Source organism: Rhizobium sp. 18065 (assembly GCF_902706095.1).
GTDB lineage: Bacteria > Pseudomonadota > Alphaproteobacteria > Rhizobiales > Rhizobiaceae > Allorhizobium.
Genome location: NZ_CACSJP010000003.1, coordinates 316112 through 334672 on the forward strand (window position 1 = coordinate 316112; position 18561 = coordinate 334672).

The 18561-nt window shown below is 60.7% G+C and carries 18 protein-coding genes; 11 read left to right on the forward strand and 7 right to left on the reverse strand.

Going from position 1 to position 18561, the window contains the following annotated elements; genetic code table 11:
- Positions 1–64 precede the first annotated feature (64 nt).
- From GVK95_RS10100 to GVK95_RS10110, 3 genes are all read left to right on the forward strand, one after another.
- On the forward strand, positions 65–1237 hold the full coding sequence (locus GVK95_RS10100) for a hypothetical protein (protein ID WP_159949088.1): 1173 nt from the start codon (positions 65–67) through the stop codon (positions 1235–1237).
- Between the two features lie 187 nt (positions 1238–1424).
- Positions 1425–1964 (forward strand): cytochrome b, encoded by a 540-nt coding sequence (locus GVK95_RS10105; RefSeq protein ID WP_159949090.1) that lies wholly within the window; start codon positions 1425–1427, stop codon positions 1962–1964.
- A gap of 21 nt (positions 1965–1985) precedes the next feature.
- Positions 1986–2801, forward strand: a complete 816-nt coding sequence (locus GVK95_RS10110; protein WP_159949092.1) for a RibD family protein — start codon at positions 1986–1988, stop codon at positions 2799–2801.
- On the opposite strand, the gene GVK95_RS10115 is transcribed toward GVK95_RS10110, so the two are convergent.
- Genes GVK95_RS10115 through GVK95_RS10130 form a run of 4 tightly spaced genes read right to left on the reverse strand, consistent with a single transcriptional unit; the run spans position 2754 to position 6005 of the window.
- Entirely contained in the window at positions 2754–3554 is an 801-nt protein-coding gene (locus tag GVK95_RS10115) for a class I SAM-dependent methyltransferase (RefSeq protein WP_159949094.1), read from the reverse strand. The two genes, GVK95_RS10110 and GVK95_RS10115, sit on opposite strands and share 48 nt — an antisense overlap.
- Positions 3551–4594 carry a glycosyltransferase gene (locus tag GVK95_RS10120; protein WP_159949096.1) on the reverse strand — a complete coding sequence of 348 codons (1044 nt, stop codon included), beginning with the start codon at positions 4592–4594 and terminating at the stop codon, positions 3551–3553. Before GVK95_RS10120 ends, GVK95_RS10115 begins: the two co-directional genes overlap by 4 nt.
- Positions 4591–4989: a 6-carboxytetrahydropterin synthase gene (locus GVK95_RS10125; RefSeq protein WP_159949098.1), complete on the reverse strand. Its 399-nt coding sequence runs from the start codon at positions 4987–4989 to the stop codon at positions 4591–4593. Before GVK95_RS10125 ends, GVK95_RS10120 begins: the two co-directional genes overlap by 4 nt.
- A gap of 11 nt (positions 4990–5000) precedes the next feature.
- Positions 5001–6005 (reverse strand): zinc-binding alcohol dehydrogenase, encoded by a 1005-nt coding sequence (locus GVK95_RS10130; RefSeq protein WP_159949100.1) that lies wholly within the window; start codon positions 6003–6005, stop codon positions 5001–5003.
- Between the two features lie 162 nt (positions 6006–6167).
- Here GVK95_RS10130 and ribA point away from each other — a divergent pair, with 162 nt between their 5' ends.
- The 3 genes from ribA to GVK95_RS10145 are packed head-to-tail and all read left to right on the forward strand — an operon-like array spanning position 6168 to position 8840.
- Positions 6168–7274 carry a GTP cyclohydrolase II RibA gene (ribA, locus tag GVK95_RS10135; RefSeq protein ID WP_159949102.1) on the forward strand — a complete coding sequence of 369 codons (1107 nt, stop codon included), beginning with the start codon at positions 6168–6170 and terminating at the stop codon, positions 7272–7274.
- Positions 7275–7299: 25 nt separating this feature from the next.
- Entirely contained in the window at positions 7300–8088 is a 789-nt protein-coding gene (locus GVK95_RS10140; protein ID WP_159949104.1) for a CDP-alcohol phosphatidyltransferase family protein, read from the forward strand.
- Positions 8085–8840: an FkbM family methyltransferase gene (locus tag GVK95_RS10145; RefSeq protein ID WP_159949106.1), complete on the forward strand. Its 756-nt coding sequence runs from the start codon at positions 8085–8087 to the stop codon at positions 8838–8840. The genes GVK95_RS10140 and GVK95_RS10145 overlap by 4 nt, the downstream gene beginning before the upstream one ends.
- A gap of 14 nt (positions 8841–8854) precedes the next feature.
- On the opposite strand, the gene GVK95_RS10150 is transcribed toward GVK95_RS10145, so the two are convergent.
- A complete protein-coding gene (locus GVK95_RS10150) occupies positions 8855–9778 on the reverse strand; it encodes a lysylphosphatidylglycerol synthase transmembrane domain-containing protein (protein WP_159949108.1) in 924 nt (307 codons plus the stop codon).
- 71 nt (positions 9779–9849) lie between these two features.
- Here GVK95_RS10150 and GVK95_RS10155 point away from each other — a divergent pair, with 71 nt between their 5' ends.
- Positions 9850–11475, forward strand: a complete 1626-nt coding sequence (locus GVK95_RS10155) for a sulfatase-like hydrolase/transferase (protein ID WP_159949110.1) — start codon at positions 9850–9852, stop codon at positions 11473–11475.
- Here the strand turns inward: GVK95_RS10155 and GVK95_RS10160 are convergent.
- On the reverse strand, positions 11459–12370 hold the full coding sequence (locus tag GVK95_RS10160; RefSeq protein ID WP_244618725.1) for a helix-turn-helix domain-containing protein: 912 nt from the start codon (positions 12368–12370) through the stop codon (positions 11459–11461). The genes GVK95_RS10155 and GVK95_RS10160 overlap by 17 nt on opposite strands.
- Positions 12371–12504: 134 nt before the next feature.
- Between GVK95_RS10160 and pobA the strand changes: the two genes are divergently transcribed.
- Positions 12505–13677, forward strand: a complete 1173-nt coding sequence (gene pobA, locus GVK95_RS10165) for a 4-hydroxybenzoate 3-monooxygenase (RefSeq protein WP_159949114.1) — start codon at positions 12505–12507, stop codon at positions 13675–13677.
- Between the two features lie 224 nt (positions 13678–13901).
- A complete protein-coding gene (locus GVK95_RS10170) occupies positions 13902–15347 on the forward strand; it encodes an aldehyde dehydrogenase (RefSeq protein ID WP_159949518.1) in 1446 nt (481 codons plus the stop codon).
- Positions 15348–15407: 60 nt separating this feature from the next.
- Here GVK95_RS10170 and GVK95_RS10175 read toward each other — a convergent pair whose 3' ends face one another.
- Entirely contained in the window at positions 15408–15920 is a 513-nt protein-coding gene (locus GVK95_RS10175) for a MarR family transcriptional regulator (RefSeq protein WP_159949116.1), read from the reverse strand.
- Between the two features lie 153 nt (positions 15921–16073).
- Between GVK95_RS10175 and GVK95_RS10180 the strand changes: the two genes are divergently transcribed.
- A complete protein-coding gene (locus tag GVK95_RS10180) occupies positions 16074–17642 on the forward strand; it encodes an AMP-binding protein (RefSeq protein ID WP_159949118.1) in 1569 nt (522 codons plus the stop codon).
- Positions 17643–17699: 57 nt separating this feature from the next.
- Entirely contained in the window at positions 17700–18530 is an 831-nt protein-coding gene (locus GVK95_RS10185; RefSeq protein ID WP_113140158.1) for a p-hydroxycinnamoyl CoA hydratase/lyase, read from the forward strand.
- Positions 18531–18561: the final 31 nt, after the last annotated feature.

The following is an 18561-nucleotide window of genomic DNA, read 5'->3' on the forward strand; positions in this document are numbered from 1 at the left end:
TTAAACAAGGGCAATCAGAAATACACGGGGTGGGGACAGCATGAAGATGGGTCGAGTTCGAAGCATGCGCGGAGGTTTGGCCCATCTCCCCCTCGTTGCTATCACTCTCGTCGGTCTGGCAGGTTGCCAGACCGACGCTCTCAAGCCGACGGAAGCCGACAAGGCAGCGGCTGGCGGGGCAGCCGCAACGGTTGCCGTCGCCGGCAATACCGGTCTCTACAATCAGACACTGGGTGCAGGTCCCGTGCGCATCGGCTATCTCGGCGTGCGGCGCAATGACCAGCCGAGCCGCCAGGCCGACAGCGAATATCGCGATGGTGCGGCCCTTGCCGTCAATTCTCTTGGGACTGAGAAGGTCAAGCTGACCATGCTCGAAACCCAGGAAAAACCCGAGGCAATCGAGGCGGCGGCGAAATCGCTGGCAAGCCAGAATATCGGTCTCCTGATCACCACCGCCCGCGGCCCGGAATTCGAAGCGATCAAACGTTCGTTCGGCGATCGGCAGATCCCCGTCATATCGTTCCAGATGAACGACGTGACGTTGCCGCCGGATGTCTTTTCCTTCGTCTCCAGTCCGGTCGACGGACTGGTCGAAGGCGCCTCCTTCGCCATGGCGGAAGGCTCGACCCATGCGGTGATCCTGGCGTCGTCGCCGGCCGAGAAAATCGAGGCGGAGCGTATTGCGAGGCAGATCAAGGCCTTTGGCGGCTCGGTCGAGCCGATCATCGAGCTTGCCGGCGGCCAAGTGCCTGCCAAGCAGCTTGCCGCCTGGAACAAGGCCGACATGGTCGTGCTGATGCCGGGTGTGAAGACGCCTGGCGATCTGTTGAAGAAAACCGATCTGGCAAAGCCGCCGAGGCCCGGGCGCCGCATTGTCGCAAGCACGGTGCTGACAGGACCGGATCTTTCCGATCCCAAGATGACCGGCGCCATCGTCTGCCGCTACGACCAGAATATCCAGGCCCGTATCGGCAAGAGCTACATGACAAGCTATGGCATGCCGGCATCGACCCAGGCCGGCTACGGCTTTGATGCGATGGCAATGGCAGTCGGGCTGGTCAGCAACTACGGCGACGATGCCTTTCTCGTCGATCGCATGACCGCGCCTGAAGGTTTCTCCGGCTCGCTCGGTGTATTCCGCCTGGAAGAGGGCGGCAAGGTGCGGCGCAACTGCGATATCTTCAAGGTCGCCAAGGGATCCTACGTGTTTTTCCAGCGGGCGCCGGCGACCCTCTGAACATTGCCTTTATCCATGCTTGCGGGGCGCTGCCTGATCACCAGAGTGTGACCGGGCGGGCAGCATAAGCCGGTGCTGTTTACATTGCCGCGGAAGCGGATCATCCTATTTCACTGATAAATCAACGCATGCAATCAGATGCGGAGGGGCATCTGATGCCCGGTACTGCGGGAGCGAATTGATCCTGATGGCAAAGCCTGGAGAAGAGCTTGGGGAAGAAGGCAGATATCCGTCGGGCTTGCGCCTTCTGCATTGGATCATTGCCGGACTGGTCCTCGCCACGTGGCCACTTGGCCTGATGATCGGTTTCGTCAAGGACGCGGTGAAGCTCGATTTCTATGTGGTGCATGAAAGCATCGGCTTTCTGGTTCTCTGGCTGATGCTTTTGCGCATAGGCGCGCGGCTGACGGGCACCATGCCGCCGATCGAAGGTCCGGCGCTTGAGCGGCTGGTGGCCGGCCTCGTGCATGGCCTGCTCTATGTTTTCCTCATCATCATGCCGGTCAGCGGTTTCCTCGCCACCAATGCCCATGGCTTTCCGCTCACCTGGTTCGGGCTGATCCCGGTCTGGAGCCCGATCGGCAAGACCCCGGATGTAGCGGCCACGCTGTCGGCCATTCATCAATGGAGCGCCTGGATCCTTTTGACGCTGTTTGCGTTGCATTTTGCAGCGGTCGTCTTCCATCACGTCATCCGACGCGACGAAACCTTGTATCGCATCCTCTAGCAGATCGCAGGACTGGCACGCATGCGAATGATCGAAATGAATGACGGACTGTGGGCAAGGATTCTCGCCTTGCGCGGAAGGAGCGGCCTTGCGTACGGTCTGGACTGCGAGCCAGCCGTGGCACTTTATGGTCCGATTGCAACCGCTAGCGAGCCTTTCGTGCTGGCGCAGGTCGGTCAATCGCTCGACGGCCGTGTGGCCACGCCAACCGGCGATGCCCGCGACATATCCGGTCCCGACGGCATTGCGCATCTGCATCGCTGCCGGGCGCTGGTGGATGCGGTGATCGTGGGTGTGGGCACCGTCAAATGCGATGATCCGAGACTGTCGGTGCGCGCCGTCGACGGCCCGGATCCCGTGCGTGTCATCATCGACTGTCGCGCCGAACTCTCCGGCGAGGAGAGCCTGTTTGACGATAGCGGCGCTCCGGTCATCCTGTTGCAGGCACATGACGCTTCGCACAAGCGCTACCGCGCCGACGTCATCCGCATTCGTCGCCGCGCAACCGGGCTCGATCCCCGCGAGATCATCGATGTGTTGGGTGAACGCGGCCTTGGCCGCATTCTGGTCGAGGGCGGCGCCCGCACCATTGCACGGTTTATCGCAGGTGGGCTTGTCGATCGGCTGCATGTGGCGATTGCACCATTGATCATTGGCTCCGGTCCGACCGGCATCTGCCTGCCGCCGATTGACCAGTTGTCTGGTGCGACGCGGCCAAAGGCCACCGTCTACAATCTCGGCAGTGACACCCTGTTCGACTGCCGGCTTCGACCGGACGAAGGGAAGGCGTTAGCGTCGGCGCAGCGCGATGAGATCCGTGTGCCCGACCACGCATGAGCTGTCGGCAGCCGCAATGCTTGCCAGCCGGAAATCCAGCCAATCGCGGATCTGGGTGAGGGACAGATTGCCGATCTCGACCAGAGGAGGGCGCATGCCGCGCAAGAGTTCCTCCTGCAGTCTTGCTTCATTAGGCCCGAGCACCCACGGACTGGGAGCGACGCGGACGATGTAGCCGCTCCACTCCAGACCGAGACGAAGGTGCTGTGTCGCGTCCGGCCCAAGGGCAGGACCGAAACCCTTGTCGACGCGCTGGTGGCGATTGAAGTCGGCAACCACCTGTTCGTCAAGTGGATGTGGCCGGCTCCAGTGCATCACGCCATCATAGTTCAGCGCCGCGTAGAGCCCGGTGCCACGCTGGCTGATCGTCTCGATGAAGCGATTGCAGAAGTCCGCGGAACAGAGGTCGAAAAGCGCAGACGCGGTGACGACCGTTACGCTGTCGAGCGGTAGGCTTTCCAGGTCATTCAGATCATGCTGCTGGAAGCGGATGGTCGGTTTTGCGCCGATCCGCCGTTCTGCTTCGGCAAGCAACAGCGGATCATAGTCGAGCAAATGCCACTTGGTGTCCGGCGGCACGAACGAAGACAGGGTCCGAAAAGTCGACCCCGTGCCACAGCCGATATCCAGCAAGGCGCGATGGGGTTTGGCTGCAACAAGATGCACACAGAGGCGGTCGATCAGGTCTTCGGCCCGAGCCCTGCGATCCGCAGGTTCCCGAAGCGCCAACCAGTCCTTGTCGAAACCACTCATCGGATTTTATCCAGGGCTTGGGCTATGCGTGCTGCCGTATTGTCCCAGTTCGGCAGGAGGGCACCGGCTTTGGCTGCCGCCCGGGCGCGCGAGCGACGCTCGTCCGGGTTGAGCAGCAGCCGGCGAAGGGCTGCGGCAAAGGCTGCCACATCATCGACGGATACCAGGATACCTGCGTCTTCGGGCACCACGTCGGGCACGGCGCCGGCATGGCAGGCGACGATCGGCACGCCTTGCGACAGGGCTTCGGCAAACACCATGCCATAGCCTTCATAGCGGCTGGCAAGCGCGAAGATATCGGCCTTTGCAAGCTCAAGCCGACTGTCTTCACATTCCCCGGCAAGGGTGATCCGGTCGGATAGGCCAAGCGCTTTAATCTGCTCTTCCAGTGCCTCTGTGGTTTTCGGATCCAGATCTCGGCTGCCGACGATGCGGGCTTGCCAGTCAAGATCCGCGTTTGCCTTCAGGGCGGCAATCAGCACGTCATGCCCCTTGCGGGGCGAGAGCGTCCCGATCGACAGGATCCTCGGCGGCTCGCCGTCGCCCTTGGCAGGCGGGCCCCTATCAGTACCGGGCAAGGAGACGGTTATATTGGCCTCTGCGACTCCGTATCGGCTGACAAGTTCGCGCGCGGTCATCGGCGAAGTGACGATGACATGACGTGCAAACGACAAGGCCGCTGTCTCTGATGCCCGAAAGATCTGCTGCTGGCTGTCGTCCAGCCCGGTCTCCAGCGCAAGCGGATGGTGGACAAGTGCGACGATGTTCACGCGCTGCGCATGCTGTCGCGCCCAATTGTCCAGCACACCATAAGCCAGTCCGTCGATCAGCAGTAGCTGGTCATCCTCAAGCGCGGAAAGCCGCTCTTCGGCGGCAGCCAGCGTCTGCGCTGAGGGAAACGGAAAGCCGTCACCCAGACCCAACAGCTCAATTGTCCAGTCGGTTGCACGAAGCTTTTCGATCACGCGGCGGTCATAGGCATAACCGCCGGTATTGAGATCGAGCGCTCCGGGATAGGCGAATGTCAGCCTGCGCCTCAAAGGTCGGCCTCGTACCAGCCGCGGGCTGCATGGGATTCGTGCAGTGTGATCTTCAGCTTGCAGATACGATGGCTGCCCGGGCCGAGCCGCTTGTCGGCGACGGCCTGCGCGAGCTGGTCGAATATGTATTTGGCGATCACCTCTGTTGTCGTGACCTTACCCTTGAAGACGGCGATTTCATCGAGGTTCTGATAGTTCAGCGGCTTCAAGGTTTCTGTCAGTACCGTGCTTGCCGCGCCGATATCGACTGCCAGGCCATCCTCATCGACATCGCGGGTGAAAAACGCAGCATCGACGACAAAGGTTGCGCCGTGCATGCCCTGGGCAGGGCCGAAGACGGGACGTGGCAGACTGTGGGCGATCATGATGTGGTCACGAACTTCAACGGCAAACATGGTTTCTCTTTTCAACTGTAGCGGATGCGGTGGCACAGGGTATCTTGCGAGGACAGGATATGCGGATAAGCGGCTTCAAGGTCGCGGAAATCGGTTTCCCCGGAAATCAGGGCATCAAGCCGTGTATCGGCCAAAAGCTCGAGCGCCTTGGCCATGCGACGGTCAAAGCTCCAGCGCGGGCGTCGAATGGCGGAAATGGCCCCGACTTGCGAGCTGACGATTTGCAGCCGGCGGGAATGGAAGGCGCCGCCGAGAGGGATGCTGGCCTGCCTGTCGCCGTACCAGCTGGCTTCGACGATGCGTGCTTCCATACCGGCATGACGGATGGCGCTTTCCAACGCCTCGGAAGATCCGGAGGCGTTGATCAGAACATCAAACTCGCCCTCAAGCGCCGAGGCCTCGACGAAACCCAGCCCGAGTTTTGCGGCAAGGCGGGCGCGGCCGGGATCGCGATCGACAAGCAAGGTTTCGGTGCCGACAATGCCGGAGGCGATGAAGGCGATAAGGCTTCCGACCACGCCCGCGCCGAAGACGGCGACCTTGTCGCCTGGCATGATGCCGGCATCCCAGACGATATTGAGCGCGGTTTCCATATTGGCAGCCAGGATTGCACGGTCTGCTGGGACAGTCTCTGGAAGGACAGCGCCCTGATCGGCGGCAATCACGAAGAAATCCTGGTGCGGATGAAGGCAGAAAACCGTCCGGTTCATCAGATCCGCCGGGCCTGTTTCGATCCGTCCGACGGCAGCATATCCATACTTGACCGGAAACGGAAAGCTGCCGCCCATGTTGGGTCCGCGCATGCGTGCCTGTTCACTGACCGGAACCTTACCGGAGAAAACAAGCGATTCCGTCCCGCGGCTGATGCCGCTGAAGAGTGTGCGAACGACAAGCTCGCCTTTTCCAGGATGCGCCAGCGTTTCGTGGCGTAGGCGACAGCGGCCTGCCGCCTCGAACCACAGGGAGGTGGTTGTCATGACTTCGGACACAGACTGTTCATCGCTCACAGGCTTCACGCGGTCTTCCTCTTTCGCGTATTGAGACCATATCTCTGCTCGAACCTAGTGTGATAGTGCGTATTTTGGTCGTCGCCATGATCAAAATATATTTACTGCACCGGCGCAATCCGGCTGTGTTTCTTTGGCGTAATGTTCCGCAGTGATCAAAGGAGTGCCAAGATGTCCGCGACGCGTGATTTCGCCTTCCAGTTTTCAACGCCAGCCATCGAAGTTGAGCGCGCTGTCTCGGAATTGCGCTATGGTCGGCCTGTTATCTTGAAGGAGCGCGCGCGCCATCTCGCGGCTGTCTCGCTCGATTGCGTGGCACCGTCTCTCTACGATCAGTTTGCATTGGCGACGCAAGACAGCCATGCGCTTCTGTTGACGGCACCGCGCGCCAGCCGCCTCGGGCTCGGGCATGGACGGGACATGCTGGCACCGCTGGCCGGCGTCAGTTTCGAAGGCGCGTCGCGGCTGGCATATGCCATGGGGGCAGATCAGCCGCAATCATACCAGCCGGCCGACAAACTGGCGTCCGTGTCGTCCGAACTGGCACGTCTCGCCCTGTTGCTTCCGGCCATGGTTGTGGCCGATGTCACCCACAGTGCCGATCGTTTTTCCGGTTGCTGTTCCATCGAGGCGAGCCAGTTGCGCGGTGCCGACATCGCCCGCCAGCGCTTCGACAAGATCGCCAGAACGCGCGTGCCCTTGGCAGGCCTCGGCCAGGCCGAATTTGTCGTCTTCCGCGGGGGACTTGCCCAGAAGGATCAGGTGGCGATCATTGTTGGTCAGCCCGACCTTACCAAGGCAGTGCCGGTACGGGTTCACTCCTCGTGCATGACCGGCGACCTCTGCGGATCGCTGAAATGCGATTGCGGCGATCAGTTGCGCAACGGCCTGTCCCTGCTGAAGCAGGCCGGCGGTGGCGTGTTGCTCTATCTCGATCAGGAGGGACGTGGGACCGGTATTGGCGCCAAGATGCGCGCCTATGGCTATCAGCATCTCGGCCTGGACACGATCGACGCGGACGCCGAGCTCGGTCTGGGCGAAGATCATCGGCGATACGAGGCAGCCATTGCCATGCTGCAGCTTCTGGATATCCAGCGCGTCGCCGTCTACACGAACAATCCGACCAAGATTGCAGGACTTCGTGCCGGTGGCATTGAGGTCGAAGCGCGCGCGCCCGTCACCGGGCTGGTGACTGCGGAAAACCAAAACTACCTGCGCACCAAGACGCTGCGTGCCGGCCACATGATGGACCTCGAAACTCTGGTCGCTGCGGAGTAGGCTGCGTCGCGTCGAGGAGCGGATCATGGTGAGTGAGCCGGAGAGGATGGGGGATTGGGTTGGCGAGGATGGGCCTCGCCGCCCAGGTTCGAGTGCGCTCCTTCGCGACACTCTGCGTCATCTGGTCGGCATATTTGCAGGCACGCTGGTGGTTGCAATGGCTGCGACTCTGCATGTGCCGCTTGGCTGGGATTTTGTCGTCTCTGCCATGGCGATCATCGCGCTGATCTTCGCATTCGCCGTTCGTGCGCTTCCCGGTCACCCGCATCGACGCTTCGGTCCCGCCAATGTGGTGACGGCCGTTCGTGCGGCACTTGTCAGCCTGACCGGCGCGGCCGTGTTATTCCTACACCGGTTAGATCAGGCGGACGCGGCACTCTGGACATTGGTCGCCGTCGTGCTTGTAGCCCTGGCTCTGGACGGCATTGACGGATATCTGGCGCGTCGCTTTGGGCACACATCGGACTTTGGCGCGCGCTTTGACATGGAAGTCGATGCCTTGCTCATCCTGATCCTGTCGGTCGCCGCAGCCCTGCTTGGCAAGGCTGGCGCCTGGGTCATGCTGATCGGGCTGATGCGTTATGCATTTGTCGCCGCCCAGCTGTTCCTGCCAAAATTGCGCGGGGAGCTCTTCGTATCCTTCCGCAGGAAGCTGGTCTGCGTCCTCCAGATCGCCGCACTTTGTCTGGTGTTGATGCCGTTTGTCGAGCCGCCTTATTCGGATGGCATTTCGGCATTTGCACTTCTGATGCTGATCTATTCCTTCAGTGTCGATACGGTTTATCTGCTTGGCCAGCCGGGGAAACCCCGATGAAGCCCATGGCGCGTCTCGGTACATCGTGGGGTCTGGCCCGTTCGCTTGTCGTTTACTACGCGCAGCCCTGGCGGCGCCTTGCACTCAAGCGGTTCTACAGTCATCTGATCCGGCCAGGCGATCTGGTCTTCGACATCGGCGCCCATGTCGGCAGCCGAAGTCAGACCATGCTTTCGCTCGGCGCAAAAGTCGTCGCCGTCGAACCACAGCCGGCCTTTGCCGATTTCATTGCAAGCCGCTTCAAGGGGCGTCTGCAAGCCTTCGAGCGCGTTGCTGTTGGGCAGATGCCGGGGCAGATCGACTTGTTGATTTCATCCCGTCATCCGACAGTCACCAGCATATCGCCGCGATTTGTCGAGACTGTACAAAAGACACCAGGTTTCGCCCAGGTGGTCTGGGACCACAAGGTGACCGTGCCCATGGTCACGCTCGACCAGTTGATTGGCCGCCACGGCCTGCCGGCCTTTTGCAAGATCGACGTGGAAGGGGCTGAGGCGGAGATCCTCGAGGGCTTGAGCACGCCGATCGCGCTGATCGCATTCGAATACATCCCGGCCATGCCCTCGATCCTTTCGCGCTCCATCGAGCGCCTGATGGCATTGGGCAACTACCGGTTCAACCGCGTGATCGGGGAAAGCCATCGTTTCGTCGATGACGTCTGGAAAGCTGCCGAGGACATGCTGGAAGAGCTGGCTGATCTGCCATCCGACGCGATCTCCGGCGATATCTATGCGCGGCTGGAGCCACAATGACGGACCATATAGGTCTAGCTGTTCGACTTTGCCCTGACGAAACCGGGGAGGGCCAGAATGAGGATCCCCGGCGCGGCTCCGGCAAGAGACAAGGCGCCGTAAACCAAGCTGGCCGCCAGTCCATCGGCGGAGGTGGCGCCCAGGAACGGCCACAGGGCCATGGCGGCCGCTTCGCGTGTGCCCCAGCCACCAAAACCTGCCGGGATCAGCATGGCCAGCAGAGCCAGCGGAATGGCGGTCAACGTGGCGACAAACGGCAGTGGTGCGCCGATGGCCGTCGATGCCAGCAGGAAGATAGCGATGTAGGTCGCAAGAATGGCAAGGCTCAATCCGGTCTGTACCGCCCAGGCATGGTCTTTGACAAAGGCTTGGGCGAGTTCGGGCCCCAGGGTCTTGAAGCGGCTGAAGATGCTGGAGCGCATTGCCACCATCAAGCCGATCAGGACAATGGCAGCGATGACGAGCATGATCGGCAAAATCGAATGCAGTCGGACAGGCTCGGACGCGCCGATCAGCAAGGGCCAGGCGACAATCCCGCAGGCTGCCAGCACGAAGAACGCGGCCTGACCGGAAAGCCGTTCGAACAAGACCGCCTTGGCTGGCAGTTTCCAGCCACCTTGTCCTACAGTCCGCATGCGCCAGGCTCTTATCGCATCACCCGCCATGCCGCCGGGAAGGCTCTGGTTCAGCAGACTTGCCACATAATATTCGCCGATGGCCCGGTTCAGCTCTATCCGTTGGCCGAGACGACCGGCCGTAAAACGCCACCGCAGGGCCGACAGCATGATTTGCAACTGAACAAGCACAAGGCCTAGCCCCAGATCGGATACCGATACATGGGAAAAAGCCTGAACCAGGGCGGCCCTGTCCACCCACATCGCCATGACAGCGATCAGGGCAATGGTCACAATTGGGGCGGCCAGGCGGAGCAGGAACACGTGGCTGGACTTTCTGATCAGGACATCGTTTCTCGAAGCCTGATACGAATGCGCGAGGGGTTTGGACTGTCATGAGCCGCAAAATCCTGGATCGCAAGCCGGGTTCACAGCAATTCTCGCTTTTGGGGCTGTTGCTGTTTTCCGCCATCGCCTGGTTTGCCTTCACCTTGCCCGACCATCCCGATGCCGTCGGTATCGATGCCTTCGCGAGGTTGCCGCTGGAAGTGCCGCTGCTCGGATTGGCGCTGTTGTTCGCCCGAGGCTGGTCCGCGCGCTTTCTTGCCGTGCTGGTGACGGTGTTCGTCTTTGCGATCCTGTTGCTCAAACTTGCCGATATCGGCACGCAGGCCGCATTTCAGCGTCCCTTCAACCCCTACCTGGATGCCCGCATGCTGGGAGATGGCTGGAACCTTCTGTCCGGCGCGATCGGCATTGCCGCCACGCTGGCAGCCATTTTCGCCATCGTTGGAGCCTTGTTGGGCTCTGTGCTTGTTTTTTTCCGGGCAATCGGCTGGATGGCGATGGCCGAAGGGAGGCTGCGCAAAGCGCTGCTGGTTGCCTTTACCGCGCCACTGCTGATCGGAGCATTCGGCTTTGCCGCCGGCCAGCCCCGTATCGAGGCGCGGATGCCGCGCTATCTCTTTGAACGTCTCGCTCTGGTCGCACGCTCCGTCGAGGATCTCAGAATGTTCGAGGCTGACCTTGTTCACGGAGACGGGCCAGCATCCGGTACTGGCCTGTTTTCGGCAATTGCGGGTCAGGATGTCGTGCTGATCTTCGTCGAATCCTATGGCCGCAGCGCAATCGAGGATCCACGCTACACATCGGTGACGACGCCCCGCCTGCAGGCTATTGAAACACAGCTGGTATCGGCAGGCCTCTCCTCCGCCAGTGCCTGGGTCGGTTCGCCGACGGTGGGCGGCTTGAGCTGGCTTGCCCATGGCACGCTGCTGTCCGGTCTCTGGGTCGACAGCCAGGCGCGTTATGACCGGCTGATGGCCAGTGAAAAGCCAAGCCTGAACAGGCTGTTTGTCGATGCTGGGTGGGAAAGTGTCGCGGTCATGCCGGCGATCACCATGGATTGGCCGGAGGCCGCCTATTTTGGCTATGACCGGATTCTGGCGGCTGCCGATCTTGGCTACCGCGGTCAGCCGTTCAATTGGGTGACGATGCCTGACCAGTACACGCTTTCGGCCTTCGAGCGATTGGTCCGTCCGCTTCCGGCCGAAGAGCGCAAGCCGGTGATGGCCGAAATCGCGTTGATCTCCAGTCATGCGCCCTGGACGCCGGTGGCCAGCCTCGTCGACTGGCAGTCGGTCGGGGATGGTTCGGTCTTTGATGCGCAGGCAACGAGTGGCGATGCGCCCTCGGTCGTCTGGGCAGATCCGGAGCGTGTGCGCGGGCAATATATCCAAACCATCGACTATTCGCTCGAGACATTGGGGAGCTACATGGCCCGTTTCGGCAAGGACACGGTCTTTGTCATTCTCGGCGATCACCAGCCCGCAGCGATCGTGACAGGCGCTGGTGCATCGCGCAGCGTACCCCTGCATGTGGTGAGCGCGGACGCGGGTCTGATCGACCGTTTTCGCCGCGCGGGATTCGCTCCAGGCATGGTGCCGAAGCCAGAGACGCGCGAATGGTCGATGGATCAGATGCGGGGTCTCCTGATCGACCTGTTCACGATGATCCGGTGACTGCCTCGCCATTGTCGCGTGGAGACAGGCGCTGCTGTTCGCGCAATCGCCAGGCGCGTGGGGTCGAGCCCGTCTGACGTGTGAAGAAACGGGAAAAGTAGGCTGGATCGGCAAAGCCGAGGCGGAAAGCCACTTCCTGAATGCTGCCGGGGGCAAAAAGCAGTTCGCGCTGGGCCTCCTCCAGAAGGCGACGCATCAGCAGTTCCTGAGTGCTCACGCCGGCCTTGTCCTTGACCACGCGGTTGAGATGGGTCGGCGAAATTCCGAGGGCCTTGGCATAGAAACTTGCCGCGCGATGATTCTTTACTTCGCGGTGCATCATAGCGTTTAGCACCTCCATGCGTCGGTCGTTCTCATCCGTGGTTTCTGCGTCTCCGGCATCTTGCCCGGCCAGGCGCGCAGCAAGCGTCAGGGCAGTGGCGAGGCAGGCCTCCATCATAATCGCACGACCGCTGCGTCGCTCCTGCCACTCGTCGCAAAGTCGTAGGATGCTTTCTCTGATCAGACCGGAATCCGCCTGCCTGTCGTCGAGCTGCGTGACGCGCGCGCTCGACAGAAAGGCACCCAGTTGATTGGGTTCGCCGGGACGGGCAGGCAGGCGAGATGCGAGGAACGTCAGCACATGCCCGTCAATGTCTGGCGAAAAGCGGAACCCATGATGGATGCCGGGCGGAACGGTCAACACGGCGCAGGGTTCGAAACGCACAATGTCGTTGCCAAAGAGGGCATCGCCGGAGCCGCCTGTGACCAGCAGGATCTGAAAGAAGTGGTCGTGGCGATGCAGACCGATTTCCCAATGGTATTGGCTGCTTCGCGCCGGTATCGTTTCGCAGTGCACCCAAAAGCGCGCCGACGCGGGCTCATCTTCGCCATAGAGCTCATAGGTCGGGATCATTCTGTCAGCGGGAGGTTTGCGGTTCGTCATGTTCGAAATGTGCAATAAAAGACATCCTTAGTCCATTGTTGTGGCGCTGCTCCAGGGTCAAAGTTTGCGTATAGACAAGTTTGCAGACGCATTCGGGAGGAACCATGCGCACCAAGGTTGCCATCATCGGCTCAGGCCCGTCAGGCCTTTTGCTCGGTCAGCTTTTGACCAATGCGGGTATCGACAACATCATCATCGACCGGGTGGGCAAGGAGCATATCCTCGCCCGGGTGCGGGCAGGCGTTCTGGAAGAAGGCATGGTCGGCATGCTCGACCGTGCCGGTGTCGGTGCGCGCATGCATCGCGAAGGCCTGCCGCATGACGGCTTTTCACTGGCGTTTGATGGCCGCGACCACCGTATCGACCTTTTCGATCTGACGGGCGGCAAGCGGATGATGGTCTATGGCCAGACCGAACTCACCCTCGATCTGATCGAAAGGCGTGAGCGCGATGGTGGCATCACGATCCATGATGCGGCCAATGTCACACCGGCAGGTTTCGATGGCGACAGTCCCTATCTGACCTATGACAAGGACGGTGTCTCCCATCGCATCGACTGCGATTTCATCGCCGGTTGTGATGGCTTCCATGGGGCAAGCCGCAGGGCAGTCCCGGAAGCTGCGATCAAGACCTTCGAAAAGGTCTATCCTTTCGGATGGCTCGGCATTCTGGCCGATGTGCCGCCGGTCAATCACGAGCTGATCTATGCGAACCATCCCCGTGGCTTCGCGCTCTGTTCGATGCGCTCGAATACTCGCAGCCGCTATTATGTTCAGTGTTCTCTCGACGACACGGTCGATATGTGGTCGGACGATCGCTTCTGGGACGAGTTGCGCCGCCGGCTGCCGGCCCATCATGCCGATGCGGTGGTGACAGGCCCGAGTTTCGAGAAGTCGATTGCGCCCTTGCGCTCGTTCGTCGCCGAGCCGATGCGCTTCGGACGTCTGTTTCTGGTGGGCGATGCGGCCCATATCGTACCGCCGACCGGCGCCAAGGGGCTCAATCTGGCGGCATCCGACGTCTTCTACCTGATCGAGGGCCTGCTTGATTTCTATCAGGAGAAGTCGAGTGCCGGGCTCGATGCCTATTCCGCCAAGGCGCTCAAGCGGGTGTGGAACGCCGTGCGCTTTTCCTGGTCGATGACGACGCTGTTGCATCGGTTTCCCGACAATGGCGATTTTGGCCAGAAGATCCAGGAAGCGGAACTGGATTACCTGACGCATTCTCGGGCGGCCGCAACAGCGATGGCGGAGAATTATGTCGGTTTGCCCTATTGAGTGTCGCGCGGTCTTGCTGTCGCCAAATAGTATGTTAAGCTTACTATAATGCGATACTGGTTGCCGATACCCGGGCCTCCGACGATGAGCGTTCGTTGAGGGACCTGGCAGGATCGATCTGACGCATTGGGAGATGTGTCGGTGTTTTGGCGTGCAGCAGCAGGGTGTTCCCTGTGCAACCTGGCGGATAGGTCAATACGACAAAGGAGGAGACATTCATGAATATGCATATTTCATTGCTGATCAATGGCGCCGAGCAGGCAGCCGAAGGCGGCCGGACCTTTGACCGGATCAATCCCTTTACCCAGAAGGTGGCAACGACAGCGTCCGCTGCGAGCCTGAAGGACGTGCAGGCGGCGGTTGATGCCGCTTCGGCGGCGTTTCCTGCCTGGTCGAAGACAGGTCCGGGCGAGCGGCGCAAGATCCTGCTCAAGGCGGCTGATATCATGGAGGCCAAGGCCGGCGAGTTCAGCGAGTTGGTGATTTCCGAAACGGGTGCCACCGGTCATTGGGGCGGCTTCAATGTCATGGTGGCGGCCAGCATGCTGCGCGAAGCGGCTTCGATGACCACCCAGATTTCCGGCGAGGTCATTCCGTCGAACAAGCCGGGTTCGCTTTCAATGGGCATGCGTCAGGCGGTGGGCGTCTGCCTAGGCATTGCGCCCTGGAATGCCCCGATCATTCTCGGCACCCGTGCCGTCGCCATGCCGATCGCTTGTGGCAATACCGTCATCCTCAAGGCCTCGGAACAGTGCCCGGGTACCCATCGTCTGATTGCCCAGTGCCTTGTTGAAGCTGGTTTGCCGACCGGAGTGATCAGCGTGATCACCAATGCACCGGAAGATGCGGCAAGCATCGTCGAAGCATTGATCACCAATCCGGCTATCAAGCGGGTCAACTTCACCGGCTCGACCAAGGTCGGCAAGATCATCGGCGAGCTTTGCGGTCGTCACTTGAAGCCGGCGCTGCTCGAATTGGGGGGCAAGGCGCCGCTTGTCATTCTCGACGATGCCGACATCGATGCCGCGGTCAATGCGGCAGCCTTTGGCGCCTTCGCCAATATGGGCCAGATCTGCATGTCGACCGAGCGCATCATCGTCGATGCAACGATTGCTGATGAATTTGTCGAAAAGCTTGCGGCCAAGGCTTCGAAACTGCCGGCTGGCGATCCACGCGGCCATGTGGTGCTGGGCTCCCTGATCAGCCTGGAGTCTGCCAAGAAGATGGAGGAATTGATCAGCGATGCCGTTTCCAAGGGGGCAAAGCTGGTGGCCGGCGGCAAGCGCGACGGCAGTGTGGTCGAAGCGACCTTGCTCGACCATGTGACCTCCGACATGCGCATGTATTCGGAAGAGAGCTTTGGACCGGTCAAGCCGATCATTCGCGTCGCTGGTGAGGATGAGGCGATCCGCATTGCCAACGACACCGAATACGGGCTTTCCGGCGCTGTCTTCAGCCGGGATATTCAGCGTGCGCTTTCGGTGGCAGGCCGTATCGAATCCGGCATCTGCCATATCAATGGCCCAACGGTTTTCGATGAGCCCCAGATGCCGTTCGGTGGCGTCAAAGGCAGTGGCTACGGCCGCTTTGGCGGCAAGGCTGCGATTGCAGAATTTACCGATCTGCGCTGGATCACCATCGAGGACCCGAACCAGCATTATCCGTTCTGAGGATGAGACTTGACCATCAACGGCCGCCCGAAAGGCGGCCGTTTTGATTGCCAGGCGCTTTTACTCGAAGTCGCCACGGCCTGGAATGATGTCGGCATAGATGCGTTTCAGTCCGGCGACGAAAACCTGAAGCTCTTCCGGTGTAAAGCGGGCGGTAAAGCGCAGCTCATGTTGTTCCTGGATCGCGCGGGCCTGGCCGATCAGCGCGAGGCCGTCTGCCGTCATCAGTAGTTCCTGGCGCCGCCGGTCCACGGCTGAGGGTTTGCGTTCGATCAGCTTGCGTGCCTCCAGCCTGTTGACCAGCGCCATCATCGTGGCGCGGTCCATGCTCAACTGGTTGGCAATGTCGATCTGGCTGACGCGCGGATTGGCGGCAATCAACTCCAGCACCGCGAACTGTTTCTGCGTCAGGCCGATATCGCACATGGCGGCCGAATAATCCTGGTAGATCGCGACATTGGCCATGCGCAGATGAAAGCCGAGTATGTCATCGAGACGCCCGGTACGCAGCCCTGTACCGAGTTCCGGGGCGTCATCGTCATTGGCCGGTCTGAGGTCACTTGGTCGCGTCATGACTTGTCTTTCGCTGAAGCGCCGCTTGTGTTGCGCCTTTATGATCACTGCCAACATTAGCAGCCAAAATTACACTTGTCTGTCACTGCTTTTATATAGTATGTATAGCTTACAAAATTGCCAGGGAGAGGCAATGTGGAGGAGAAATCACCTATGCAGCCAAGCACGCTGACCGCTGCCATGCATCCCGACGCTGTCGGACTGGAGACGGATGACCCCTTGATCTATAGGGCCAGAGTTGGACCCGATCGTCCCGCAGTCTTCGAGGTCGCGACGGGCCTTGGCCAGACCTATGCCGAACTCGACGACAGCGTCGCCCGTATCGCCACGGTTCTGGCGAAGGTGATTGCGCCGGATACTGCGCCGGGCGAAGCCTTCGCGCGTATCGCCTATCTCGGCCGTAACTCGATTGCCCAGATCGCCGTCTGCCTTGCCTGCCAAAGGGCGGGCTTTGTCTTTGTGCCGCTCAATTGGCGGCTCGGCGCCATCGAGCTTGCTCCGATCATCGATGACTGCCAGCCAGCTGTTCTTTTGCATGACACGGAGTTTGCCGAGGTGCTCGGCCTGATCCGCGATCTTGGACCAAAGCTTCTGCCTGTTGAAGGCGAGGGTGGTCTTCTGTCTCTGGCTGCCGACATGCCGCGCGCTGAACCTGTGCCCATTGATGCGGATGCGCCTTGCATCATGCTCTACACGTCGGGGACCACCGGTGTTCCCAAGGGTGTCATCATTACGAGGCGCAACACGTTTGCGGCTGCGATCAACTTTGCACTGGTCGGCGAGGTTACGGCAGGGTCGGTCTCTCTCTGTGATTTGCCGTTTTTCCATACGATCGGCCTTGTCGCGATTGGCCGGACGACACTGATGATGGGTGGTCGACTGGTCATCGCCGATCGTTTCCTGACAGAGCGCACACTGGCAACACTGGGTGATGCATCGCTTGGCGTCACACACTATTTCGCGGTGCCGCAGATGGCGGCGGCCCTGCGGTCGGCGCCGAATTGGGACCCATCGGCACTGAAGGCACTGCAGGCGATCTTTATCGGCGGGGCGCCCTTGTCCCCGGCGCTGATCAGGACGTTCCTCGACGACGGCATTCCGCTGGTCAACGGTTACGGCATGAGCGAAGCGGGGACGGCGATCCATATGCCTCTCGACCGCGACATGGTGGCAGCCTATCCAGGCAGTGTCGGTTTTCCGGCACCTTTGATCGAGGTTCGGCTGGTCGGCGAAGACGGTGCCGACGTGGAAGATGGCAAGGTCGGAGAGATCTGGCTTCGGGGCCCGTCAGTGACACCTGGTTACTGGAACAAGCCGGAGGAGACGGCCAAAGCCTTTGTCGGCGACTGGTATCGATCCGGTGATCTTGGCAGGCGCGATCCGGGTGGCGTGATCCACGTGCCCGACCGGCTGAAGGACATGTATATTTCCGGTGGTGAAAACGTCTTCCCGGCCGAGGTCGAGGCAGTGATCGGCGCCCATCCCAAGGTTCGCGACGTCGCCGTGATCGGGGTTGATGATCCCCGATGGGGTGAGTGCGGGCTCGCCTTCATCGTGGCTGCAGACACGGGCGCTACAGCAGAAGACATCCTGGTCCACTGCGCCGAGCGGCTCGCCCCCTACAAGCGGCCGACGCGCGTGATCTTCCTCGACACCATTCCACGGACGGCATCTGGCAAGGCGCAAAAACACATTTTACGCCTGAGCCAGATTCCATCCTGAACATCATGGGCCGGTCAGAACCGACCTGAAATCAACAGACTTCAAAGGGAGTGCATCATGACCGAGACTGATAAAACCGTGGCCGATCCGGTCCTTGTGGAATTCGACAACGGCATTGCCTTCGTCACGCTCAACCGTCCGGAAAAGCGCAATGCGATGAACCCGGCGCTGAACAAGCGGATGATGGAAGTGCTCGAGGATCTAGAGGCCGACGACCGTTGCGGCGTTCTGGTGCTGCGCGGGGCCGGTCAATCCTGGTCGGCGGGTATGGACCTCAAGGAGTATTTCCGCGAAAACGACGGCAAGGGGCGAGCTGCCGTGTTGAAGAGCCGCCGCCAGTCCGGCGGCTGGTGGAACCGACTGATGTATTTCGAAAAGCCGACCATCGCCATGGTCAATGGCTGGTGCTTCGGTGGCGCGTTCACGCCGCTGGTGGCATGCGATCTGGCGGTTGCCGCGGATGAGGCCACCTTCGGCCTGTCGGAAATCAACTGGGGCATCCTGCCGGGTGGCAATGTCACCCGTGCCGTCGCCGAAGTGATGAACCATCGCGACTCGCTTTATTACATCATGACCGGCGAGAATTTCGGCGGCCAGAAGGCGCGGGATATGGGACTGGTCAACGAATCCGTACCTTTGGCCGATCTCGAGACACGCGTGCGTGCCATCTGCGCGACCTTACTCGAAAAGAACCCGGTGGTGCTGAAGGCCGCAAAGGACACGTTCAAGCGGGTGCGCAACATGCCCTGGGAACTGGCCGACGATTACATCTATGCGAAGCTGGAGCAGATGCTGTTTTTGGACAAGAGCAATGGTCGCGCCGAGGGTTTGAAGCAATTCCTCGACGACAAGACCTATCGTCCGGGGCTCGGCACCTACAAGCGCTGAAGCAGGGAATGAGCAACCGGCCAAATTTTCT